The organism is Pseudomonas sp. 32_A (assembly GCF_017490905.1).
Classification (GTDB): Bacteria; Pseudomonadota; Gammaproteobacteria; order Pseudomonadales; family Pseudomonadaceae; genus Aquipseudomonas; species Aquipseudomonas inefficax.
This window is the reverse complement of the sequence record NZ_JAFGYI010000005.1, coordinates 16,688-40,364: the sequence shown is the minus strand read 5'-3', so window position 1 is coordinate 40,364 and position 23,677 is coordinate 16,688. Positions and strand designations below refer to the sequence as shown.

The window sequence follows — 23,677 nt, the reverse complement described above, 5'->3', positions numbered from 1 at the left end:
GTAAGCAAAAAGCCGCTCATCAACACGATTCTTGGGGGCTGCCTTGCAGCCCTTCGCGGGCATGCCCGCTCCCACAGAGAAACGCGAAGAGTCAGACGTCACGCGGTCCCTGTGGGAGCGGGCGTGCCCGCGAAGGGGCGCGCAGCGCTCCAACTTGAAGCCCAATGCACCCATTTGGCACACCTTCTGCAATTGCCTTGGCAAGCTGCGCTACGGCGCGCTCCACAAAAACAACGAGAAGGTATCCCTGATGGATAATGCCACCTCCCTGCCAGCCGGGGCGGCCACCGCGCCTGCCACAGAAAAAACCACCGCCAGCCGCCTGAAGTCGATCTTCAGCGGGTCCATCGGCAACATGGTCGAATGGTACGACTGGTACGTCTACGCCGCATTCTCGCTGTACTTCGCCAAGGCCTTCTTCCCGGCCGGCGACTCCACCGCACAACTGCTCAATACCGCCGCGATCTTCGCCGTGGGCTTCCTCATGCGCCCGATCGGTGGCTGGCTGATGGGCCTGTACGCCGACCGCAAAGGCCGCAAGGCCGCATTGATGGCCTCGGTGCTGCTGATGTGCGCCGGCTCGCTGGTCATCGCCCTGACCCCGGGCTACGAAACCATCGGCGTCGCCGCGCCAATCCTGCTGGTCATCGCACGCCTGCTGCAGGGCCTGTCGGTGGGTGGTGAATACGGCACTTCGGCCACCTACCTCAGCGAAATGGCCAGCAAGGACCGCCGTGGCTTCTTCTCCAGCTTCCAGTATGTGACCCTGATCTCCGGCCAGCTCATTGCCCTGGCGGTACTGATCGTCCTGCAACAGACCCTGACCACCGAGCAGCTGTATGCCTGGGGCTGGCGCGTACCGTTCGTGATCGGTGCGCTGTGCGCCGTGGTGGCCCTGTACCTGCGTCGCGGCATGGAAGAAACCGCCTCCTTCACCAAGAAGGAAAAGGCCAAGGAAAGCCTGATGCGCACCCTGCTGCGCCACCCCAAGGAGCTCATGACCGTGGTCGGCCTGACCATGGGCGGCACCCTGGCCTTCTACACCTACACCACCTACATGCAGAAGTACCTGGTCAACACCGTGGGCATGAGCATCAGCGACTCGACCACCATCTCGGCCGCCACGCTGTTCCTGTTCATGTGCCTGCAGCCAGTGATCGGTGGCCTGTCCGACAAGATCGGTCGACGCCCGATCCTGATCGCCTTCGGTGTACTCGGCACCTTGTTCACCGTACCGATCCTCAGCACCCTGCACACCATCCAGACCTGGTGGGGCGCGTTCTTCCTGATCATGGCGGCGCTGATCATCGTCAGCGGCTACACCTCGATCAACGCCGTGGTCAAAGCCGAGCTGTTCCCTACCGAAATCCGCGCCCTGGGCGTGGGCCTGCCGTACGCCCTGACCGTGTCGATCTTCGGCGGCACTGCCGAGTACGTGGCCCTGTGGTTCAAGAGCGCGGGCATGGAGAGTGGCTTCTACTGGTACGTCACCGCCTGCATCGCCTGCTCGCTGCTGGTTTACGCGACCATGAAGGACACCAAACAGCACTCGCGGATTACCACTGAGTGATGCTGGCCTGGCAATACTGAAAAGGGTCGCTCCATTGCATGGAGCGACCCTTTTTTGTGATACGCGGTAGCCTGTGAGCCGATTGACGGCCTTATTCGGCTCACGGAACAAATCATGCCTTCCTGGCGGGGGCCGCAGTACCCGCTACCGCATCAACACTCAGGACATCTCCAACGCCTGACGCGGTTCACGGCGCTGGTACCAGGTGGCCATCAGCACCAATACCAGCAACACCCCGCCCAGCACCGCCGAAGAGCCGACCGTGCCGAAGTCCAGGCCGCCCTTATCGTGGGGTTTGGTGAGGAAGTCGCCCAAGGTGGCGCCGAACGGGCGGGTGAGCACGAACGCAACCCAGAACAGCACCACGCCTGGGATGCGTGTCCAGTAGCGGGCCACCACGACCAAGGCAATGGCGCTGCCGATCAACAACGCACCACCGGCAAAACCAAGCCCCGAGTCATCGGCCAGGTAATCGCCCAGCGCGGTGCCGAGGGTGTTGGAAAACAGGATCGCCACCCAGTAGAACAATTCGCCCGTGCGGTTCTTGATGCGGGTGACATCCAGTGGGTTGCCGCTCAAGCGCCATACCAGGAAGGTCAGCAGCAGGATGCCGACAAGGATGGCCGAACCCGCGGCGTAGCCCAGGCCCAGGGTGCGGTCCATGAAGTCGGACATGGTGGTGCCGGCGGTGCTGGTGGAGAGGATCACCAGCCAGTACAGCATCGGGTGGTAGCGGCGCGAGTACAGTTGGCCGAGCAAGGTCAGCAGGAACACGCTGATCAGCAGCAGCGAGCTGAGGGCATAGCCGATGTTCAGGGTCATCGACAGCAAATCACCCGCCGTTTCGCCAAGGGTGGTAGCGCAGATCTTCATGACCCAGAAGGCCAAGGTGATTTGCGGAAGTTTGTTCATTGTTGTGCCGCTCCGGTTTGAGGTGCGGCGATGGTGCTGAGCAGCATTTGAAAAATCAGTTGGTGATGCATGAAAAATGCGTTGAGCACCCTTCCATGACAGATTTTTCATCCTTAACGCCCGATTAATTCCACTCCCCCAAGCTGCAATGGCTGGCAGAACGTCGGCGCATGAGCAGACACATCCTGAGCCAGAACAGCTGCCTGAGCGACAAGATGTGCGTCGACATATATCGAATTATTCGATTTTTAATCACTATTATTTGCGCTTTTTAATCAAATAAATCGGCGTAGGATCAAACCCATAGAAACAAACAACCTCAAGAACCCCCGGAGCAATGACCATGAAAAACAAACTGATCCTTACCCTGGCCCTCTCGGTTTTCGCTGCTGGCGCCTTCGCCGAAGATGGCTTCAACCGCACCAACGCCCACACCTTCGCAGCGACCCAGAGCCAATCCGCTGCCTACGCTGAAGATGGTTTCGACCGCACCGGTGGCCAGCGCTTCGCCGAAGACGGCTTCGACCGCACTGGTGGTCAACGCTTCGCCGAAGACGGCTTCGACCGCACCGGTGGCCAGCGCTTCGCTGAAGACGGCTTCGACCGCACCGGTGGCCAGCGCTTCGCTGAAGACGGCTTCGACCGCACTGGCGGCCAACGTTTCGCCGAAGATGGCTTCGATCGCACCAACGCCCACCGCATCAGCTGATCCCTGATGCGAGCACCCAGCCCGGCTTCGGCCGGGCTTGATCATTTGCAGACAGGCACAGGCTTGGCACACTAGGCACCTTGTCCACCAGGAGGTAGGGCCAGCAAGCCCAGCACAGATGTATTACTACGAACCCGCCAAAGGCCACGGCCTGCCCCACGACCCCTTCAATGCCATCGTCGGCCCCCGCCCTATCGGCTGGATCTCCTCACAGGACCGCGAAGGCCGCCTGAACCTGGCGCCCTACAGCTTTTTCAACGCCTTCAACTACATCCCGCCGATCATCGGTTTCTGCAGCGTCGGGCGCAAAGACAGCCTTAACAACATCGAGCAGACCGGCGAGTTCGTCTGGAACCTGGCCACCCGCCCGTTGGCCGAACAGATGAACCAGAGCTGCGCACCGGTTGCCGCCGAGATAAGCGAATTCGAATTGAGCGGCCTCACCGCCACCTCGTCGAGCATCGTCAACGTGCCGCGTGTCGGCGAAACCCCGGTGGCCTTCGAGTGCAAGGTCAGCCAGATCGTCCAGCTCAAGCGGGCCGACCAGGAACTGGTGCCCAGCTGGCTGATTCTGGGTGAAGTGGTGGCGGTGCACATTGCCGAGCACCTGCTGAAGAACGGCATCTACGATACCGCTGCCGCCGAGCCGATCCTGCGTGGCGGCGGCCCGGCAGATTATTTCGAGCTGGGCAACCTGTTCAAGATGGCCCGCCCGCCGGCCTGATCACCAGATCAGCTCACCCTCTTCGCTGACGCCCTGCAGGCGTTGCAGCTCGGACGTGGCCGCTTCATCGGCGGCCACGGCGCCCTTGAACACCTGGCCGTCGAGAATCTTGTGAAAGCGCGGCGCGCCGCCCATGCCCAGGGCCTTTACCGCGATGGCTGCGTTGTAGCCGCCACCTTCCACCGGGACCATCGCCGAAACCGCTTCGAAATGCGGGAACTCCCTACGTGCCATGTTGCTATCCGCTTGGTTGATCGAGGGCCGGCATTTTACCCTATTGCCTGCTCCGGCCCTATCGCCGGCACAGGCGACAGATCAATCAAAGGTATGCAGATCCAGGCTGCTGACCACCTGTGCCTGTACCAGCTCACCAAACACCTCCAGCGTCGGCGAAGCAAAGTACCCCCTCATCGCCTGCTGATCCCGCCAGCTGCCACTGAGCAACCATAAATCGGCATCAGCCTGCGAGCGCTGCACGGTAAAACTCAGGCAACCCGGTGCCCGCAGCGAGGGCTCGAGCAGGTCACGCAGGCGCGCGCCCAGCTCCGCCGAGCGCCCGCTGCTGGCACGGATGAAAGCAAGGTGGGTGACCGGTTGTGTCGGGGTCATTGCACAATCTCCTTGAAGCAGGCGGACGGAAAAGCCAGGCTGCCAAGGTTAGGGGCCCACCCGCGCGACGCGTTAGGCCATTACTGCACGCCGATTGCCTGATCCTGCAGCACGGCAGGATCAGGCAATCGGCGTGCAGCTTTTGACTAGCGCCCGCCATTGCCCAAACCTATGCTGCGTCGGTCAGCAGAGGAAAGCCATCATGACCACCGCCACGTCCATCGACCCGAGCCTGGAACTGCAACGCCAGGAGCTGGCCGAGCTGATCCGCCGCCACGCCGGTGAGCCTCACGGCCCGGCATCGGCCATCGACGACCTGTACCTGGTGCGCTACACCGAAAACGTGCGCTCGGTACCGACCCTGGCGCAACCCGCGCTGTGCATCCTTGCCCAGGGCAGCAAAAGCCTGTTCCTCGGTGACGAGCAGTACGCCTACGACCCGCTGCACTACATGGTGGTCTCGGTAACCTTGCCGCTTAGCGGCGTCAGGCTCGATGCCAGCCCCGAGCACCCGAGCCTTGGCCTGCGCCTGGACCTGGACCCGGCCGAAATCAGCCAGCTGATCGCCGAAAGCGGGCCGATGCTGGTGCCCAACCGGCCTTCCGGTCGTGGCTTGTATGTGGAAAGAACCGATGCCGCGTTGCTCGACGCCTTGCTGCGGCTGATACGCCTGCTGGACACCCCTCGCGACATCGCGATGCTGGCGCCGCTGTTCCGCCGGGAGATTCTGTACCGCCTGCTGCGCGGGCCGCAGGGCTATCGGTTGTACGAAATCGCCTTGGCCAACAGCCAGACCCACCGGGTTTGCCAGGCCATCACCTGGCTCAACCAGAACTACCAGCTGCCTTTGCGCATCGAGGACCTGGCCCGGGAGGTCAACCTCAGCACCTCGACCTTGCACCACCGGTTCAAGGCCGTGACGTCGATGAGCCCGTTGCAGTACCAGAAGCAACTGCGCCTGCAGGAGGCGCGGCGGTTGATGCTCAATGACGGGATCGAGGCAGCGGTGGCAGCCTACCGGGTGGGGTATGAGAGCCCGTCACAGTTCAGCCGTGAATACAGCCGGCTGTATGGCGCGCCGCCGATTCGTGATGTGGCCAGGTTGCGAGCGACTGCTGGCTGAGTTTGGCTTTGCCTGTGCCGGCCTCTTCGCGGGTGAACCCGCTCCCACAGGTACTGCACAGATACTGAAAACTGTGCAGTACCTGTGGGAGCGGGTTCACCCGCGAAGAGGCCGGTACAGACAATAGCTTCACTTCAACCCAATACAGCCCCCTGCCACTGATTCTGGTCAACCTGGATCAAGGTCGGCCCCTTGCGCTCCACTGCCTGCCCCAACGCCACCTGCAGCTGCGCCACGTCTGCCACCTGTTCCGCCGCAGCGCCCAGAGCTCGCGCCACACCGATGAAGTCCGGCGTATGGATATCCACCCCGACCGGCTCGATCGCTCGGTTGACCATGTACTTCTTGATTTCCTCGTACCCCTGGTTGTTCCACAACAGCACGATCAGCGGCACCTGCGCCTCCACCGCACTGGCCAGCTCCGGCAGGGTGAACTGCAAACCGCCATCACCAATCAGGCACACCGCAGGGGCACGCTCGTCGACCTGTTCCGCGCTGCCCAGCCAGGCGCCCATGGCAGCTGGCAATGCGTAACCCAAGGTGCCATAGCCGGTCGAGGCATTGAACCAACGGCGTGGCTGGTCCATGTCCAGCGTCAGGTTGCCGGTGTACACCGGCTGGGTCGAATCGCCCACCAGAATGGCATTGGGCAGGCGCTCGAGAATCGCATTCAACAAACGCGTCTGGCTCAGCGTCGGCTGGTCCCAACCCGCCGCCAGTGCCTGGCGCAACTTGGCCACCCGGGCTGCCCCCCATGTGCTTTCACGCACGGGTTGCGACAGTGGCTGCAAGGCGCCGAGCAGCGCCTCGGCGGCCAGTTCGGCATCGGCCACCAGCGCCAGCGCCGGCAGGTAATTGCGCACGGTCTGGTCCGGGTCGATGTCGATGCGCAACAGGCTGCCCGGGATCTCGAAACCACCTTTGAAGGTAATGTCATAGTCGGTTTCGGCCAGTTCGGTACCGATCGCCAGCACCACATCGGCCTCGGCCACCAGCGCCCGCGTGGCAGGCAGAGACTGGGTCGAGCCGATCTGCAGCGGGTGGCTGGCCGGCAGCAGCCCCTTGGCATTGATGGTCAGCGCCACCGGCGCCTGCAGGTGTTCGGCCAGGCGCGCCAGCGCAGCGCCCGCGGCCAACGCGCCGCCCCCGGCCAGGATCAATGGCCGCCTTGCATTGGCCAGGCGCTCGGCCATCTGCGCCACGGCCTGCGGCGCTGCCCCTGCGCGGCTGCTGCGCACCACGCGCCCCGGCAACAGGTGATCGGCCGGCTCGACCAGCACATCGAGCGGGATCTCGATATGCACCGGGCGCGGTCGGCCCCCTTCGAACACGGCGAATGCCCGGGCCAGCACCTGCGGCAGGTCATCGGCACTCATCAGGGTGTGGGAAAACGCCGCCACACCCGACACCAGCGCTGCCTGGTTGGGCAACTCGTGCAGCTTGCCGCGGCCGCCGCCCAGCTGATCACGCGACTGCACGCTGGAAATCACCAGCATCGGGATCGAGTCGGCATAGGCCTGGCCCATGGCAGTGGTGATGTTGGTCATGCCCGGGCCGGTGATGATGAAGCACACCCCCGGTTTGCCGCGGGTGCGCGCATAGCCGTCGGCCATGAACCCGGCACCCTGCTCGTGGCGCGGGGTGACATGGCGGATCGACGAGCCCGCCAGGCCACGGTAGAGCTCCACGGTATGTACGCCAGGAATGCCGAAGACATGGTCCACGCCATAGCCTTCAAGGAGTTTTACCAGTACTTCGCCGCAGGTTGCCATCGGGTTTCACCATGAATCTTGGTTGGGTTATGCCCTTATTGGACCCAGCCACGGCTATCGCCACAATGCAAAAAAACACATACTAGCCATGTCCTGCAATCATGGCTTGGTGCAATGAAACGCCTCCCGCCCCTACCCGCCCTGCATACATTTCTGGTCACCGCCCAGCACTGCAATTTCACCCGTGCCGGGCAGCAGTTGCATATCACCCAAGGCGCCGTCAGCCGACAGATCGCGGCCCTCGAGGAGCATCTGGGTTATGCCTTGTTCCAGCGCCAGGCCCGTGGGCTGAGCCTGACCCGTGAAGGCCAGGACTGGCTGCCAAGGGTGCAGCAAGTGTTCGCGCTGATCGAACAAGGGGTGCGCGAGGTGGGTGGACGCACCGCTACCTTGCAGCTCAAGGCACCGACCTGCGTGATGCGCTGGCTGCTGCCACGCCTGATGGAATGGCAGGCGCTACGCCCGGATGTGCCTGTAGAACTGACCACCACGGTGCAACATGGGGTGGACTTTCGCCGCGAGGGTTTCGATGCGGCTGTGGTGTATGGCGATGCGCCGAACCACGGGCTGCGCGTGCGCAAGCTGTTCGATGAACAGCTGACACCGGTGTGCGCACCGTCCCTGCAACAGGGGCCGGTACCGTTGCAGCAGGTCGAGGACCTGGCGCGACACATGCTGCTGCACCCGTCGCGAGATGAGCATGACTGGGAGTTATGGCTGCAGGCAGCCGGGGTGACACTGGGCACTCCAGGGCCGAAGCAGCATTTCGAGACGCTGGATATGGCGATGGCCATGGCCTCGCAGGGGACCGGCGTGGCGATCGGCGACTGGTCGCTGATCGGTGATGACTTGCGCGGGGGGCGGTTGTGCATGCCGTTTGCGCTGAAGGTGATGACCGGCAAGGGGTATTACCTGGTGAGCCAGAGCAAGAGCTTGCCGCCGGGGTTGGTGGAATTGCTGGATTGGCTGGAGGGCCAGGCCAGCCAGTGAGGGCCCCTTCGCGGGTAAACCCGCTCCCACAAGTAATACACCGGTATCGAAATCAGTGCAGTACCTGTGGGAGCGGGTTTACCCGCGAAGAGGGCGACTCAATAGCCGACGGTAAAACGCTGCCGCGAATGCGCCGGCTTTTCCAGTTCATCCAGCATGGCAATCGCGTAATCGGCAAAGGTGATCCAGCTCTTGCCATCCGCGCCGATCAGCAGATGATCCTTGCCCAGCTTGTAATGCCCGCTACGCTCGCCTTCAACGAACTCCGCCGACGGCGACAGGAAGGTCCAGTCCAGATTCGGCTCCCGTTGCAACGCTTCCAGAAAACGCACCCCAGCAGTGGCCTCGGCCTTGTATGCCTCGGGGAAGTCCGGGCTGTCGATTACCCGATGCCCAGACGGCAGCAACAGGCTGCCGGCCCCACCCACCACCAGCAGGCGCCTGACTCCGGCCCGCTTGACCGGCTCGATGATCGCGTGTGGCTCGATGGTCGAGAAATGCGCCGCACTCAGCACCGCATCCACACCCGCGACCGCCGCTTGCAGGGCTGCACTGTCCTTTGCATCCAGCGCCTGGACGGTCACCCCGTCCCGCCCCTGCAACCGCGACGGGTCGCGGGCGATGGCCAGCACACTGTGGCCACGGCGCAGGGCCTCTTCCAGCAACTGGCTGCCAGCGCGGCCAGTGGCACCGATGATTGCAATCTTGCTCATGGGATACTCTCCATCAATTGAACGGAATTACCACTTCATCTCGCCCTTGGCGACCTTGGCCCCCAACTCCAGTGAGCTTTCATCGGCCAGGCTCGGGTAACGTCGCTTCATCGCCGCGATCAACGCACCGGCGTCTTTGGTCTTGGCAGTCTCGGCATCGAAATCACCAATGTAATTCGCCGTGAAGCGCACGGCCTCGAGCGATCGGCTGCTGTCCCCCAGGTAATGCCCGGGGATGACCGTGCGCGGCGCCAACGCCTCGATGTTCGCCAGGGTGCCGAGCCAGTCGGCGTGGGACTTGGCCGTTTGCGTGTCGGCCATCCACACATGGATGTTCTCCGACACCACTACGCCACCGACCACCGCCTTGATCGACGGGACCCATACGAAACTGCGATCAGGTTGCGGGCCGTCGAGGCCGACCACCTCGAGGGCCTGCCCTTCCAGCATCAGGCGGTTGCCTTCGAGCACCTGCGGCAGCACCAGCCGCGCCGGTTTGTCCGCGCCCATCTGCGGGCCCCAGTAGGCCAGTTTGGCATCCATGGTCTGGCGGATATGGGCAACCGTGGCGGCCGACGCCAGCACCTTGGCCTCGGGGAAGGCCTGGGTCAGGGTATCCAGGCCGAAGTAGTAGTCCGGGTCGCCATGGCTGATGTAGATACTGGTCAGCTGCTTGCCGCCTGCCCGCAGGCGCTGCACCAACTGCTCGGCCTGGGCCTTGCCGAACTGGGCATCGACGAGAATGGCGTCGTGTTCGCCGCTGACGATCACCGAACTGACCGGGAAGATCGCCTCATGCCCGGGGTTGTAAACCTCCAGCTGCAAGGGTTCGGCAGCCAGCACCGGGCCGGCCAGGGTCACACAGGCCAGCAGCAGGCCACGCAAGGGAGTGAAAAGAGACATCACAAACACCCGTCAGATGAACAATGCCCAACAGCTTAGTTGCCCAATCCGTGACAAAAAATGCGATGCTCGAACATAGTTTGTTTCTGAAACCGGGCAAATCCATGGATCGTCTCAACGCCATGCGCGTTTTCGTCACCGTCGTCGACCTGGGCAGCCAGTCGGCGGCGGCGGATCATCTGCAACTGTCGCGGCCGGTGGTGTCGCGCTACCTGGCAGAGCTGGAAGACTGGGTTGGCGCACGGTTGATGCAGCGCACCACACGCAAGCTCAGCCTCACCGCCGCCGGCCAGGAAACCCTGCCCCGCTGCCGGCAACTGCTGGAACTGGCCGGCGACTTGCAAGCCGCGGTGCAGCAACCGGATGACGCGCCCAAAGGCGCGCTGCGCATCAGTGTCAGCACCTCATTCGGCCAGGCCCAGCTGGTGGATGCAGTGGCCGCCTACGTCCGGCGCTACCCCGGGGTAAAGGTGGAGCTGCAGATGCTCGATCGCACGGTCAACCTGGTGGACGAGCGCATCGACCTGGCAATCCGCACCAGCAATGACCTGGACCCCAACCTGATCGCCCGGCGCTTGAGCGTATGCCGCTCGGCAGTGTGTGCTGCACCGGCCTACCTGCGCGAGCACGGCACGCCGCAACGGGTCGAGGAACTGAGCCGGCACAATTGCCTGACCCATGCCTACTTCGGCCACAGCCTCTGGCATTTCGAGGTGGCCGGCCAGCAGGTCGCCGTGCCGGTGGCGGGGAACATCAGTGCCAACGAGGCGATGACACTGCAGAAGGCGGCGCTGGCCGGCGCAGGTATCGCCATGCTGCCGACCTACCAGGCCGCGCAGGCCCTGCGCCGAGGCGAGCTGGTGCGCCTGCTGCCCGAGGCCAGGCCACGCGAACTGAACCTGAATGCGGTGTACACCTCACGCAAACACATGCCGGCGACCTTGCGCAGCATGCTGGATTTTCTGGTGCAGCGGTTCAAGGACGAACCGGAGTGGGATCGGGACCTGTGAGGCTTTTGTAGGAGCGGCCTTGTGTCGCGAAAGGACCGCAAAGCGGTCCCCTGATCTTCGCCACATCCAATACTGTCGGGGCTGCTACGCAGCCCTTTCGCGACGCAAGGCCGCTCCCACAAGTGCTGCGCCTGCCGGTGAATCAGGTCACTCCTCGACGCTCATGTATTCCTTGGCCCAGCGGATGTAGTCCTCCGGCTGGGTGTAGGTATGCGAGAGTTCGGTGGCGCTGAGGTTTTCCGACTTGTTCTGCTGGCCGCGCTGCAGCCGCAGGCAGTCATAGGTGGCCTTGATGGCGGCAAAGTAGGCCGCGTGACCATCGACCACGATGCGCACGCCCAGGCGTGCCAGGCGCTCGTCGTCGCGCAGGCTCGGGTTGCCGTAGGTCACCAGCATCAGCGGAACCGTCAGGTGCTCGGCAATCTGCTCGAGTTGTTCGAAGTCCTTCACTCCCACCATGCAGATACCGTCCGCTCCGGCCTTCTGGTAGCTCTGGGTACGCACGATGATTTCTTCGGTGGTGAGCACGCCAGCGTTGGTCCGGGCAATGATCGACAACGAGGAATCGACCCGCGCCTCCAGCGCCGCACGGATCTTGCCGACGCCCTCTTCAACCGGGATCAGGTCGGTGGACTTGCGCCCGAACTGGGCAGGCAGCAGGGTGTCCTCGATGGTCAGCGCAGCCACGCCGGCGCGCTCCAGTTCGATGACGGTGCGCATGACGTTCAGCGCGTTGCCATAGCCGTGGTCGGCGTCAGCCAGCACGGGCAGTTGCGCCACACGACCGATACGGGTGGCCTGCTCGACGAACTCGCTGAGGGTGATAAGGGCGAAGTCCGGTGCAGCCAGCACCTGCAACGAAGCGACGGAACCACCGAGGATGCCGACCTCGAAGCCCAGGTCCGCGGCAATGCGGGCCGACATGGGGTCGAACACCGATGCGGTGTGATAACAGGAACCTGAAGCGAGCAGCTCGCGGAAGGCAAAACGCAGATCTTGATGGGAAGCCTTGGGCATGATCACTCCGCAAAATAAGTTGAAATTCGAACGGTAACTACCGACCCCTGTAATCGGGTCTACCTGGCCTGTTCCAACCGTCGTCACTTGGGCGGTCATGCTCGACATGCAGGCAGAGGAATAAAAGGTGTGGGAGACAGCGGCGTGAAAACCCTGCGGCATAATGCTGCACCAAGCTGGTGCAAGCCCCGGTTTTCAGCCTCTGTGGCATACCAACGATATCACGCAGCCATGCAGCACTGGATGAATGCGCCAATGCCGATCTTGCATAGGGGATGCAGATAGTACATAGGAAGCTACCTAACTCAGGTTACAATCCGCGTACTTCATGCTGGCCTCTTCGCGGGTAAACCCGCTCCCACAGGGACGTCGCCATCCTCAGGAGCGACACCGGACCTGTGGGAGCGGGTTTACCCGCGAAGAAGGCCCGCCGCCATATAAGGTATCCCCGTGACCGCCGCTCTGCCTCCCACCACCCTGCGCAACGTGCTCACCGCCCTGATGCTGGCGATCTTCCTCGGCGCCCTGGACCAGACCATCGTCGCTGTCTCGCTGCCAGCGATCTCGGCGCAGTTCAACGATGTCGGCCTGCTGGCCTGGGTCATCTCCGGCTACATGGTGGCGATGACCGTGGCCGTACCGATCTACGGCAAGCTGGGCGACTTGTACGGGCGGCGCCGGACGATCCTCACCGGCATCAGCCTGTTCACCCTGGCCTCGATCGCCTGCGCCCTGGCCCAGGACATGCAGCAACTGGTACTGGCCCGGGTCCTGCAGGGCATTGGCGCCGGTGGCATGGTCTCGGTGAGCCAGGCGATCATCGGCGATTTCGTGCCACCTCGGGAGCGCGGCCGCTACCAGGGTTATTTCAGCAGCATGTACGCGGTGGCCAGTGTCGCCGGGCCGGTACTGGGCGGCTGGCTGACCGAATACCTGTCATGGCGTTGGGTGTTCTGGATCAACCTGCCACTGGGGCTGGTTGCACTGTGGGCGATCCGCCGCGCCCTCGGCGGCATGCCGGCGCAGCGCCGTGAGGCGCGGGTGGACTACCTGGGCGCCGTGTTGCTGATCCTCGGTCTGGGTAGCCTGTTGTTGGGTATTACCCTGGTCGGCCAGGGCCACGCCTGGGTCGACCCGGCCGTGCTGGCCTTGTTCGCCTGCGCCACGCTGGGCCTGATGCTGTTCATCGTCCATGAGCGCCGCTGCCTGGAACCGCTACTGCCACTCGGCCTGTTCGGCAATCGCGTGGCGGTGCTGTGCTGGGGCGTGATCTTCTTCGCCAGCTTTCAGTCGATCTCCCTGACCATGCTCATGCCGTTGCGCTACCAGGGCATCACCGGCGCCGGTGCCGACAGCGCTGCCCTGCACCTCCTGCCGCTGGTGATGGGGCTGCCCATGGGTGCCTTTACCGGCGGGCGCATGACCAGCCTGACCGGGCGCTACAAACCGCAGATCCTGGCCGGTGCGCTGCTGATGCCGCTGGCCATTTTCGCCATGGCGCTGACCCCGCCGCAATCGGCCTTGCTCAGTGCACTGTTCATGCTGCTGACCGGTATCGCTTGCGGGCTGCAGTTCCCGACCTCGCTGGTAGGCACGCAAAGCGCGGTGGACAGCAAGGACATCGGCGTCGCCACCAGCACCACCAACCTGTTCCGCTCGCTGGGCGGGGCCATGGGGGTGGCGTGCATGTCCAGCCTGCTGCTGGCGCTACTGCACCAGGGCGGGTTCGAGTCGTTGGGTAATCCGTTGCTGGGGAGCCTGAAGGCCGGCGAAGTGGACCTGGTGACCCAAGGGAGGTTGCTGGAGACGTTCCGGCAGTTGCTGATGGGGAGTGCCGGGGTGGCGGTACTCGGACTGTTAGCAGCAGTGGCGTTGCCGGACCGGCAACTGCGCGGACGTTGAATGCGGGAGCAACTGTCTTGCTCAATTTCTAAAGCTTGCGCGATCCCTGTGGGAGCGGGTTTACCCGCGAACACGGGCGAAGCCCGTGCCATCCACCGCGGCGCCTGATTCGCGGGTAAACCCGCTCCCACAGAGACCTCGGCGCGCCAGCAGAACCTGAACAGCCGAGCAATCCGAAAGCATTAATCCCCCCTTAACACAAAGGGGCAACACTCCCTCACAATCCTTAACAAAGTGTCATTTGCGCAGAGCCGGGCTCAAGCGCAGCATATCCAGCCCGGTGTCGACCCATTTTTCGACATCCTTCAACAGATCGACACTGTCAGGCAGCAACAGCCAGCGCCCGATCAGGCCATCGACATAGGCAAACATGGCCACCGCCGCGCGCTCGACATCCAGCTCGCCTGGCAACTGGCCCCGGCGCACGGCATTGGCCAACGCCAGGGTAATGCCCTGGTGGCAATCCAGCACCGCACCTTGGCGCTGCTGGCGAATTTCACACATGTCATCGGTGAACTCGCACTTGTGATGCAGGATTTCATTGATACGCCGGGTTCGGGCATCGAGCACCAGCTCGTTGAACACCTGCAGCAGCAGCTTGCGCATGCAGCCAAGCGGGTCCACTTCGTCCTCGCTTTCGCTCGCCCGCGCCAGGTGGTCATGTGTTTCGTGCAGGCTGTCGAGCAGCGCCTGCACCAACTCGGCCTTGTTGTTGAAGTGCCAGTAGATCGCCCCCCGCGTCACTCCCGCCAGTTCGGCGATGTCGGCCAGGGTGGTTCGCGCAACCCCGCGCTTGTAGAAGGCCTTTTCCGCCGCCTCGATGATCTGGGCGCGGGTTTCCTGGGCTTCCTCTTTGGTTCGACGGACCATGGCAGTACAAACCTCATCTGCCCCGAACGCGCGGCGCGGCGGGGAACGCTCCGGGGGCACCTCTGCAGGGCGCCTCGCGGATGAGCTAATCAAGGGCTGTGGCAGTACCTAAGTACAACCCAGCGGTATTTACAAACAACCATGAATGTAAGTATATTCCTTAGCAAGCTATTTATCCACCGGATAGCAATTTTTCCAGATCAAGACTCTTCCATTACTCTTGAGCGTCTCCCAGCTCCGACGACCCGAGGATCCTCATGCAATTCAAGCCAGCCGTTACCGCTCTGGTTTCCGCCGTCGCCCTGGCAACCCTGCTCAGTGGCTGTAAGAAAGAAGAAGCAGCGCCAGCGGCGCAGGCTCCTCAGGTCGGCGTCGTGACCATCCAGCCCCAGGCCTTCACCCTGACCACGGAACTGCCAGGCCGTACCACTGCCTACCGCGTCGCCGAAGTGCGCCCGCAGGTCAACGGCATCATCCTCAAGCGCCTGTTCAAGGAAGGCAGCGAGGTCAAGGAAGGCCAGCAGCTGTACCAGATCGACCCTGCCGTGTACGAAGCCAACCTGGCCAATGCCCAGGCCAACCTGCAAGCTACCCGCTCGCTGGCCGAACGCTATAAGCAGCTGATCGACGAGCAGGCTGTTTCCAAACAGGAATACGACGACGCCAATGCCAAACGATTGCAGGCAGAGGCTTCGCTCAAGAGCGCACAGATCGACCTGCGCTACACCAAGGTCCTGGCACCTATCAGCGGCCGTATCGGCCGTTCTTCGTTCACCGAAGGTGCACTGGTGAGCAACGGCCAGACCAATGCCATGGCGACCATCCAGCAACTCGACCCGATCTACGTCGACGTCACCCAGTCCACCGCCGAGCTGCTCAAGCTGCGTCGTGACCTGGAAAGCGGCCAGCTGCAAAAGGCCGGCGACAACGCCGCCTCGGTGCAACTGGTGCTGGAAGACGGCAGCCTGTTCAAGCAGGAAGGCCGCCTGGAGTTCTCTGAAGTCGCAGTCGACGAGACCACCGGCTCGGTCACCCTGCGCGCGCTGTTCCCCAACCCCGATCACACCCTGCTGCCCGGCATGTTCGTGCATGCGCGGCTCAAGGCCGGGGTCAACGCCAATGCCATCCTGGCCCCGCAACAGGGCGTGACCCGCGACCTGAAAGGCGCGCCGACCGCACTGGTGGTCAACCAGGAGAACAAGGTCGAACTGCGCCAGCTCAAGGCCAACCGTACCCTGGGTAGCGACTGGCTGATCGAGGAAGGCCTCAAACCGGGCGACCGCCTGATCACCGAAGGGCTGCAGTACGTGCGCCCGGGCGTAGAGGTAAAAGTCAGCGAAGCCACCAACGTCAAGAAGCCGGCCAGCCCTGATCAGGCCAACGCGGCGAAAGCAGACGGCAAAGCGGAGTAAACCATGTCGAAGTTCTTTATCGATCGCCCGATCTTCGCCTGGGTGATCGCCTTGGTGATCATGCTGGTCGGCGCCTTGTCGATCCTGAAGCTGCCGATCAACCAGTACCCCAGCATCGCGCCGCCGGCCATCGCCATCGCCGTGACCTATCCGGGCGCCTCGGCGCAGACCGTGCAGGACACCGTGGTACAGGTGATCGAGCAGCAGCTCAACGGTATCGACAACCTGCGTTATGTGTCATCGGAAAGCAACTCCGATGGCAGCATGACCATTACCGCCACCTTCGAGCAGGGCACCAACCCGGACACCGCACAGGTGCAGGTGCAGAACAAACTGAACCTGGCCACCCCGCTGCTGCCGCAGGAAGTGCAGCAACAAGGTATCCGCGTCACCAAGGCAGTGAAGAACTTCCTGCTGGTGATCGGCCTGGTGTCCGAAGACGGCAGCATGACCAAGGACGACCTCGCCAACTACATCGTCTCCAACATGCAGGACCCGATCTCGCGCACCGCAGGTGTGGGTGACTTCCAGGTGTTCGGTGCGCAGTACGCCATGCGTATCTGGCTCGATCCGGCCAAGCTGAACAAGTTCCAGCTGACCCCTGTCGACGTCAAGACCGCCGTGGCCGCGCAGAACGTGCAGGTATCCTCGGGCCAGCTCGGCGGCCTGCCGGCCATGCCGGGTACCCAGCTGAACGCCACCATCATCGGCAAGACCCGCCTGCAGACTGCCGAGCAGTTCGAGAAGATCCTGCTCAAGGTCAACAGCGACGGTTCGCAGGTGCGTCTGGGTGATGTCGCCCAGGTTGGGCTGGGTGGTGAAAACTATGCCGTCAGCGCTCAGTTCAACGGTAAGCCGGCTTCCGGCCTGGCAGTAAAACTGGCCACCGGTGCCAACGCACTGGACACCGCCAAGGCCTTGCGCAAGACCATCTCCGACCTGGAACCGTTCTTCCCGCCTGGGGTGAAGGCAGTATTCCCGTATGACACGACCCCGGTGGTCACCGAATCTATCAGCGGCGTAATCCACACCCTGATCGAAGCCGTGGTCCTGGTGTTCCTGGTGATGTACCTGTTCCTGCAGAACTTCCGTGCCACCGTCATCACCACCATGACCGTACCGGTGGTGTTGCTGGGCACCTTCGGCATCCTTGCCGCAGCAGGCTTCAGTATCAACACCTTGACCATGTTCGCCATGGTCCTGGCCATCGGCTTGCTGGTGGACGACGCCATCGTCGTGGTGGAGAACGTCGAGCGGGTGATGTCCGAGGAAGGCTTGCCGCCCAAGGAAGCGACCAAGCGCTCGATGGAGCAGATCCAGGGGGCCCTGGTGGGTATCGCCCTGGTGCTGTCGGCGGTACTGCTGCCCATGGCGTTCTTCGGCGGCTCCACGGGTGTGATCTACCGGCAGTTCTCCATCACCATCGTCTCGGCCATGGGCCTGTCGGTGCTGGTGGCGCTCATCTTCACCCCGGCCTTGTGCGCCACCATGCTCAAGCCGCTGAAGAAGGGCGAGCACCATGTGGCCAAGCGTGGCTTCTTTGGCTGGTTCAACCGCAACTTCGACCGCAGCGTAACCGGCTACGAGCGCAGCGTGGGTACCATCCTGCGCAACAAGGCACCGTTCCTGCTGGCCTATGCGCTGATCGTGGTCGGCATGATCTGGCTGTTCGCCCGCATCCCAACCGCGTTCCTGCCGGAAGAAGACCAGGGCGTACTGTTCGCCCAGGTACAGACCCCAGCCGGCTCCAGTGCCGAGCGCACCCAGGTAGTGGTAGACCAGATGCGTGAGTACCTGCTCAGCGAAGAGTCCGACACCGTGGCTTCGGTGTTCACCGTCAACGGCTTCAACTTTGCCGGTCGCGGCCAGAGTTCGGGCATGGCGTTCATCATGCTCAAGCCGTGGGACGAGCGCTCCAAGGAAAACAGCGTGTTCGCCCTTGCCCAGCGAGCCCAGCAGCACTTCTTCACCTTCCGTGATGCAATGGTGTTCGCCTTTGCCCCGCCTGCGGTGCTCGAACTGGGTAACGCCACCGGCTTCGACGTGTTCCTGCAGGACCGCGGCGGTGTCGGCCATGCCAAGCTGATGGAAGCGCGCAACCAGTTCCTGGCCAAGGCCGCGCAGAGCAAGATCCTCAGCGCCGTGCGCCCGAACGGCCTGAACGATGAGCCGCAGTACCAGCTGACCATCGATGACGAGCGTGCCAGCGCCCTGGGCGTGACCATCGCCGACATCAACAACACCCTGTCGATTGCCCTGGGTGCCAGCTACGTCAACGACTTCATCGACCGTGGTCGGGTCAAGAAGGTGTACATCCAGGGCGAGCCGAACGCACGGATGAGCCCGGAAGACCTGCAGAAGTGGTACGTGCGCAATGGCGCCGGCGAAATGGTGCCGTTCTCCTCATTCGCCAAGGGCGAATGGACCTACGGTTCGCCGAAGCTGTCGCGTTACAACGGCGTCGAGGCGATGGAAATCCTCGGTGCTCCGGCCCCGGGCTACAGTACCGGTGAAGCCATGGCCGAGGTCGAGCGCATTGCTGGCGAACTGCCAAGCGGCATCGGCTTCTCCTGGACCGGCATGTCCTACGAGGAAAAACTCTCCGGTTCGCAGATGCCGGCACTGTTTGCCCTCTCGGTACTGTTCGTGTTCCTGTGCCTGGCAGCCCTGTACGAAAGCTGGTCGATCCCGATCGCCGTGGTGCTGGTAGTACCGCTGGGTATCATCGGTGCCCTGATCGCCACCAGCCTGCGCGGGTTGTCCAACGATGTGTACTTCCTGGTCGGCCTGTTGACCACCATCGGCCTGGCGGCGAAAAACGCCATTCTGATCGTCGAGTTCGCCAAGGAGCTGCACGAGCAAGGCCGCAGCCTGTACGACGCGGCGATCGAGGCGTGCCGCATGCGTCTGCGCCCGATCATCATGACCTCGCTGGCGTTCATCCTCGGCGTGGTACCGTTGACTATCGCCAGCGGCGCCGGCGCCGGCAGCCAGCACGCCATCGGTACTGGCGTGATCGGCGGCATGATCAGTGCGACCGTGCTGGCTATCTTCTGGGTACCACTGTTCTTCGTCGCAGTGTCGTCACTGTTCGGCAGCAAAGAGCCGGAAAAAGACGTCACCCCTGAAACTCCACGTTATGAGGCTGGGCAATGACCAAGTCTTTGTTGTCCCTGGCAGTAACCGCTTTCATTCTTGGCGGCTGCTCGCTGATCCCTGACTACCAGACCCCGGAATCGCCGGTGGCTGCGCAGTGGCCGCAAGGCCCTGCGTACTCGCCGACGCAATCGGCGGAAGTTGCCGCCGCCGAACAGGGCTGGCGCCAGTTCTTCCACGACCCGGCACTGCAGCAACTGATCCAGACATCGCTGGTCAACAACCGCGACCTGCGCGTTGCCGCGTTGAACATCGATGCCTACCGTGCGCAGTACCGCATCCAGCGTGCCGACCTGTTCCCTGCGGTTTCGGCCAACGGCAGCGGCAGCCGCCAACGCGTACCGGCAAACATGTCGCAGACGGGCGAAGCAGGCATCACCAGCCAGTACTCGGCCACCCTGGGCGTCAGCGCCTATGAGCTGGACCTGTTCGGCCGTGTGCGCAGCCTGACCGAGCAGGCCCTGGAAACCTACCTGTCCAGCGAGCAGGCGCGTCGCTCCACGCAGATCAGCCTGGTGGCCAGCGTGGCCAACGCCTACTACACCTGGCAGGCCGACCAGGCGCTGTTCAAGCTGACCGAAGAAACGCTGAAGACCTACGAGGAAAGCTACAACCTCACCCGTCGCAGCAACGAAGTCGGCGTAGCCTCGGCACTCGACGTCAGCCAGGCGCGTACCGCCGTGGAAGGCGCCCGGGTCAAGTACTCGCAGTACCAGCGCCTGGTCGCCCAGGACGTCAACAGCCTGACCGTGCTGCTGGGCACCGGCATTCCCGCCGACCTGGCCAAGCCGCTGGAGCTCGATGCCGACCAGCTGGCCGAAGTACCGGCCGGCCTGCCGTCGGACATCCTCCAGCGTCGCCCGGACATCCAGGAAGCCGAGCACCTGCTCAAGGCCGCCAATGCCAACATTGGCGCGGCCCGCGCAGCGTTCTTCCCGAGCATCAGCCTGACCGCCAATGCCGGCAGCCTGAGCCCCGACATGGGCCACCTGTTCTCGGGTGGCCAGGGCACCTGGTTGTTCCAGCCGCAGATCAACCTGCCGATCTTCAATGCCGGCAGCCTGAAGGCCAGCCTGGACTACTCGAAGATCCAGAAGGACATCAACGTCGCCAAGTACGAAAAGACCATCCAGACCGCCTTCCAGGAAGTCTCCGATGGCCTGGCGGCGCGCAAGACCTTCGAAGAGCAGCTGCAGGCGCAACGCGATCTGGTGCAGGCGAACCAGGACTACTACCGCCTGGCCGAACGCCGCTATCGCATCGGTATCGACAGCAACCTGACCTTCCTCGACGCCCAGCGCAACCTGTTCAGTGCCCAGCAGGCGCTGATTGGCGATCGCCTGTCGCAGTTGACCAGCGAGGTCAACCTGTACAAGGCGCTTGGCGGTGGCTGGTACGAGCAGAGCGGGCAGGCCAACCAGCAGGCATCGGTGGAAGCGCCGAAGGGCTGATTGAAGCTGCCAAAGCATCAAGCCCACCCTCGCGGTGGGCTTTTTGTTTTCTGTTGCCTGAACCGGCCTCTTCGCGGGTGAACCCGCTCCCACAATGTTTTGCATAAATGCTGAAGGCTGTGCAGTACCTGTGGGAGCGGGTTTACCCGCGAAGAGGCCAGTGCAGGAGAACAATTAACCAACCAGAACATTCCGTTCGATTATCGCCCGTTTCCGTTTGCGGCGAATTGCCTCACCCCAGCCCGACCCCGCACCATCCTCCCCACGCAACGTTGCCCCGGTTCATCCCAAAAGACCCGCACCTGCAGGCCGCATCCTGCAGCGTACCGGCTCGCCCATAAAAACAAGAGATCCACGACAGATGAGCACTTTGCAACCCGCACGCCAGCTGCTGCCCGGCCTGTTGGCCATGTCCTGCGCATTCCCCGTGTTCGCCGCCGACGAAGGTGGTTTCCTGGAGGACGCCAAGGCCACCCTCAACCTGCGCAACTTCTACATCAACCGCAACTTCGTCGACCCGGCCCACCCGCAGGCCAAGGCCGAAGAGTGGACGCAGAGCTTCATCCTCGACGCCCGCTCCGGCTTCACCCAGGGCACCGTAGGTTTCGGCGTGGACGTTCTGGGCCTGTACTCGGTCAAGCTCGATGGCGGCAAAGGCACTACCAACACCCACCTGCTGCCAGTGCATGACGACGGCCGCCCCGCCGATGACTTCGGCCGCCTGGGCGTGGCACTGAAAGCCAAGCTGTCCGAAACCGAGCTGAAAGTGGGTGAATGGATGCCGGTACTACCGATCTTGCGCTCGGACGATGGCCGCTCGCTGCCGCAGACCTTCCGCGGCGGCCAGCTGACTTCGAAAGAAATCGCTGGCCTGACCCTGTACGCCGGCCAGTTCCGCGGCAACAGCCCACGCAACGACGCCAGCATGGAAGACATGTCGCTGAACGGTAAGGCTGCCTTCACCTCCGACCGTTTCAACTTTGGCGGCGGCGAATACACCTTCAACGACAAGCGCACCATGATCGGCCTGTGGGATGCCCAGCTCAAGGACATCTACCGCCAGCAGTACCTCAACCTGGTGCACAGCCAACCCTTGGGCGACTGGACCCTCGGCGCCAACCTGGGCTACTTCATCGGCAAGGAAGACGGTGCCGAACGCGCCGGCGAACTGGACAACCGCACCGCCTCGGCCATGCTCTCGGCGCGCTATCAGGGCCACACCTTCTACGTCGGCCTGCAGAAAGTCAGCGGCGACGACGCCTGGATGCGAGTGAATGGCACCAGCGGCGGCACCCTGGCAAACGACAGCTACAACTCCAGCTTCGACAATGCCAAGGAACGCTCCTGGCAGGTGCGCCACGACTTCAACTTCGCCACCGTCGGCGTGCCAGGCCTGACCCTGATGAACCGCTACATCAAGGGTGACAACGTCACTGCGGGTGGCGTGGACGATGGCAAGGAATGGGCACGGGAAACGGAACTGGCGTATGTGGTGCAGTCGGGCAGCTTCAAGGACCTGTCGGTGAAGTGGCGCAACTCCACCATGCGCCGGGACTTCAGCACCAACTCGTTCGATGAGAACCGGTTGATCGTGAGTTACCCGCTGAATCTTCTTTGAATTCTTCGCGGGTAAACCCGCTCCCACAGGCTCATCACAGTTTCAGAATCTGTGGTGAAACTGTGGGAGCGGGTTTACCCGCGAAGAGGCCAGAAGTCACATTAAATAACCTGAAGCTATAAACAAATCAATAAACCTTCTTTGACGACATATGCAGCAACCGCTTGAATAGGCTCCTGATCCCCGCCCCAGAGCCGTGAAATGGACCTCCGTCAGCTGCGCTACTTCATCGCCCTCACCGAATACCGCAGCTTCGTCCGAGCCGCCGAGGCCATGGGCATCACCCAACCTGCCTTCAGCCGTGCCATCCAGAGCCTGGAACACAGCTTTGGCTGCCCACTGGTCGACCGCGCCAGCAAAGCCTTGCCGCCCACCCCCGAAGGCTTGGTGGTGCTGCAACATGCCCGGCGTCTGGTTCAAGGTGCCGCACAGCTGAGCAACGAAGTGCTGCAGATGACCAAGCTAGACGCCGGCGAGCTGCATTTTGGCAGCGGCCCGGCGCTGGCCGTGCGCCTGGTGCCCGATGCCCTGCGCCACTTCCTCGAACGCCACCCGGGCATCCGCACCTCGCTGCTGGTGGACAATGCAGAACGCCTCGGCCAGGCCCTGCGCCGCGAGCAGATCGAATTTTTCGTCGACGATATCCGCCCGTTCGAAGCCGACCCCAACTTCCACACCGAACCCCTTTCACCGCGCCCCGGCCTGTTCTTCTGCCGCCCGGGGCACCCGTTGCTGGCCAAGGACAGCCTGTCGACCAACGACCTGTTCAGTTACCCCCTGGCCAGCGCCCTGCTCGCCCCCGGCGTGCGCAAGCGCCTGGCCAATCTGAGCGGGCGCAGCGATTTCACCCCGCACCTGCAAACCGAGCACCTGGCCGTGCTGCGCAGCGTGGTGCAGGCCACCGATGCCATCGGCACCGCCAGCGAGGAAGCCGTGGCCGAAGACCTGGCCAGCGGCAGCCTGGTGCGCCTGCACTGGCGCAACCTGCCACCCGCGCTGGAAGTGCTGAGTGTGCGCTGTGGCGTGGTCAGCCGCAGCGGTTACCGGCTATCGCCGGCGGCACGCGCGATGATCGAGACGCTGGTGGGGCTGGATATGCCAGTGCGGGCTGCTGCCATTCGCTGAGCTGATGATGGTGGTGGCTGCGGGCTATCCTGAGCTATATCGGTCGCCTGTGCTGGCCCTTTCGCGGGTAAACCCGCTCCCACAGGGACAG

Annotated in this window: 20 protein-coding genes; 12 read left to right on the top strand and 8 right to left on the bottom strand. The window is 63.1% G+C overall.

Annotated elements, in window-relative coordinates; translation table 11 throughout:
- Positions 1-250: 250 nt before the first annotated feature.
- Entirely contained in the window at positions 251-1,570 is a 1,320-nt protein-coding gene (locus tag J5M58_RS04725) for an MFS transporter (protein ID WP_075046206.1), read from the top strand.
- A gap of 159 nt (positions 1,571-1,729) precedes the next feature.
- On the opposite strand, the gene J5M58_RS04720 is transcribed toward J5M58_RS04725, so the two are convergent.
- Positions 1,730-2,482: a hypothetical protein gene (locus J5M58_RS04720; protein WP_112250466.1), complete on the bottom strand. Its 753-nt coding sequence runs from the start codon at positions 2,480-2,482 to the stop codon at positions 1,730-1,732.
- Between the two features lie 343 nt (positions 2,483-2,825).
- On the opposite strand from J5M58_RS04720, the gene J5M58_RS04715 reads away from it, so the two are divergent.
- Complete coding sequence (locus J5M58_RS04715) at positions 2,826-3,191, top strand: heme utilization protein (protein ID WP_025340471.1); 366 nt, start codon at positions 2,826-2,828, stop codon at positions 3,189-3,191.
- A gap of 118 nt (positions 3,192-3,309) precedes the next feature.
- Positions 3,310-3,915, top strand: a complete 606-nt coding sequence (locus J5M58_RS04710; RefSeq protein ID WP_112250462.1) for a flavin reductase family protein — start codon at positions 3,310-3,312, stop codon at positions 3,913-3,915.
- On the opposite strand, the gene J5M58_RS04705 is transcribed toward J5M58_RS04710, so the two are convergent.
- Complete coding sequence (locus J5M58_RS04705) at positions 3,916-4,149, bottom strand: hypothetical protein (RefSeq protein WP_112250460.1); 234 nt, start codon at positions 4,147-4,149, stop codon at positions 3,916-3,918. It abuts the gene before it with no gap.
- 81 nt (positions 4,150-4,230) lie between these two features.
- On the bottom strand, positions 4,231-4,524 hold the full coding sequence (locus J5M58_RS04700; protein WP_112250458.1) for a putative quinol monooxygenase: 294 nt from the start codon (positions 4,522-4,524) through the stop codon (positions 4,231-4,233).
- A 202-nt stretch (positions 4,525-4,726) separates the two neighbouring features.
- Between J5M58_RS04700 and J5M58_RS04695 the strand changes: the two genes are divergently transcribed.
- Complete coding sequence (locus J5M58_RS04695; protein WP_112250456.1) at positions 4,727-5,647, top strand: AraC family transcriptional regulator; 921 nt, start codon at positions 4,727-4,729, stop codon at positions 5,645-5,647.
- A 134-nt stretch (positions 5,648-5,781) separates the two neighbouring features.
- On the opposite strand, the gene J5M58_RS04690 is transcribed toward J5M58_RS04695, so the two are convergent.
- Positions 5,782-7,419 carry a 5-guanidino-2-oxopentanoate decarboxylase gene (locus tag J5M58_RS04690; protein WP_112250454.1) on the bottom strand — a complete coding sequence of 546 codons (1,638 nt, stop codon included), beginning with the start codon at positions 7,417-7,419 and terminating at the stop codon, positions 5,782-5,784.
- A 114-nt stretch (positions 7,420-7,533) separates the two neighbouring features.
- On the opposite strand from J5M58_RS04690, the gene J5M58_RS04685 reads away from it, so the two are divergent.
- Positions 7,534-8,409, top strand: a complete 876-nt coding sequence (locus tag J5M58_RS04685) for a LysR substrate-binding domain-containing protein (RefSeq protein ID WP_112250452.1) — start codon at positions 7,534-7,536, stop codon at positions 8,407-8,409.
- Between the two features lie 98 nt (positions 8,410-8,507).
- On the opposite strand, the gene J5M58_RS04680 is transcribed toward J5M58_RS04685, so the two are convergent.
- Together J5M58_RS04680 and J5M58_RS04675 are read right to left on the bottom strand one after the other, a co-directional pair.
- Positions 8,508-9,122 carry an NAD(P)-dependent oxidoreductase gene (locus J5M58_RS04680; protein ID WP_112250450.1) on the bottom strand — a complete coding sequence of 205 codons (615 nt, stop codon included), beginning with the start codon at positions 9,120-9,122 and terminating at the stop codon, positions 8,508-8,510.
- 27 nt (positions 9,123-9,149) lie between these two features.
- Positions 9,150-10,025 carry an MBL fold metallo-hydrolase gene (locus J5M58_RS04675; RefSeq protein WP_112250448.1) on the bottom strand — a complete coding sequence of 292 codons (876 nt, stop codon included), beginning with the start codon at positions 10,023-10,025 and terminating at the stop codon, positions 9,150-9,152.
- Positions 10,026-10,129: 104 nt separating this feature from the next.
- Here J5M58_RS04675 and J5M58_RS04670 point away from each other — a divergent pair, with 104 nt between their 5' ends.
- A complete protein-coding gene (locus tag J5M58_RS04670; protein WP_207877326.1) occupies positions 10,130-11,035 on the top strand; it encodes a LysR family transcriptional regulator in 906 nt (301 codons plus the stop codon).
- Between the two features lie 147 nt (positions 11,036-11,182).
- On the opposite strand, the gene J5M58_RS04665 is transcribed toward J5M58_RS04670, so the two are convergent.
- Positions 11,183-12,052, bottom strand: coding sequence for an oxaloacetate decarboxylase (locus J5M58_RS04665; protein WP_025340480.1), 870 nt, complete (start codon positions 12,050-12,052; stop codon positions 11,183-11,185).
- 450 nt (positions 12,053-12,502) lie between these two features.
- On the opposite strand from J5M58_RS04665, the gene J5M58_RS04660 reads away from it, so the two are divergent.
- Positions 12,503-13,954, top strand: coding sequence for an MDR family MFS transporter (locus tag J5M58_RS04660; protein ID WP_207877324.1), 1,452 nt, complete (start codon positions 12,503-12,505; stop codon positions 13,952-13,954).
- Between the two features lie 237 nt (positions 13,955-14,191).
- Here the strand turns inward: J5M58_RS04660 and ttgR are convergent, their stop codons facing one another.
- A complete protein-coding gene (gene ttgR / locus J5M58_RS04655) occupies positions 14,192-14,824 on the bottom strand; it encodes an efflux transport transcriptional regulator TtgR (RefSeq protein WP_112250444.1) in 633 nt (210 codons plus the stop codon).
- Positions 14,825-15,081: 257 nt separating this feature from the next.
- Between ttgR and ttgA the strand changes: the two genes are divergently transcribed.
- From ttgA to J5M58_RS04630, 5 genes are all read left to right on the top strand, one after another.
- Positions 15,082-16,236 (top strand): toluene efflux RND transporter periplasmic adaptor subunit TtgA, encoded by a 1,155-nt coding sequence (gene ttgA / locus J5M58_RS04650; protein WP_112250443.1) that lies wholly within the window; start codon positions 15,082-15,084, stop codon positions 16,234-16,236.
- Between the two features lie 3 nt (positions 16,237-16,239).
- The gene (gene ttgB / locus J5M58_RS04645) at positions 16,240-19,392 is read left to right on the top strand and encodes a multidrug efflux RND transporter permease subunit TtgB (RefSeq protein ID WP_112250442.1); all 3,153 of its coding nucleotides are present in this window, start codon (positions 16,240-16,242) and stop codon (positions 19,390-19,392) included.
- Positions 19,389-20,843 carry an AdeC/AdeK/OprM family multidrug efflux complex outer membrane factor gene (locus J5M58_RS04640; protein ID WP_207877322.1) on the top strand — a complete coding sequence of 485 codons (1,455 nt, stop codon included), beginning with the start codon at positions 19,389-19,391 and terminating at the stop codon, positions 20,841-20,843. Before ttgB ends, J5M58_RS04640 begins: the two co-directional genes overlap by 4 nt.
- A 361-nt stretch (positions 20,844-21,204) precedes the next feature.
- Positions 21,205-22,461 (top strand): OprD family porin, encoded by a 1,257-nt coding sequence (locus J5M58_RS04635; RefSeq protein ID WP_112250440.1) that lies wholly within the window; start codon positions 21,205-21,207, stop codon positions 22,459-22,461.
- A gap of 201 nt (positions 22,462-22,662) precedes the next feature.
- Complete coding sequence (locus J5M58_RS04630; protein WP_133975160.1) at positions 22,663-23,586, top strand: LysR family transcriptional regulator; 924 nt, start codon at positions 22,663-22,665, stop codon at positions 23,584-23,586.
- Positions 23,587-23,677 lie beyond the last annotated feature (91 nt).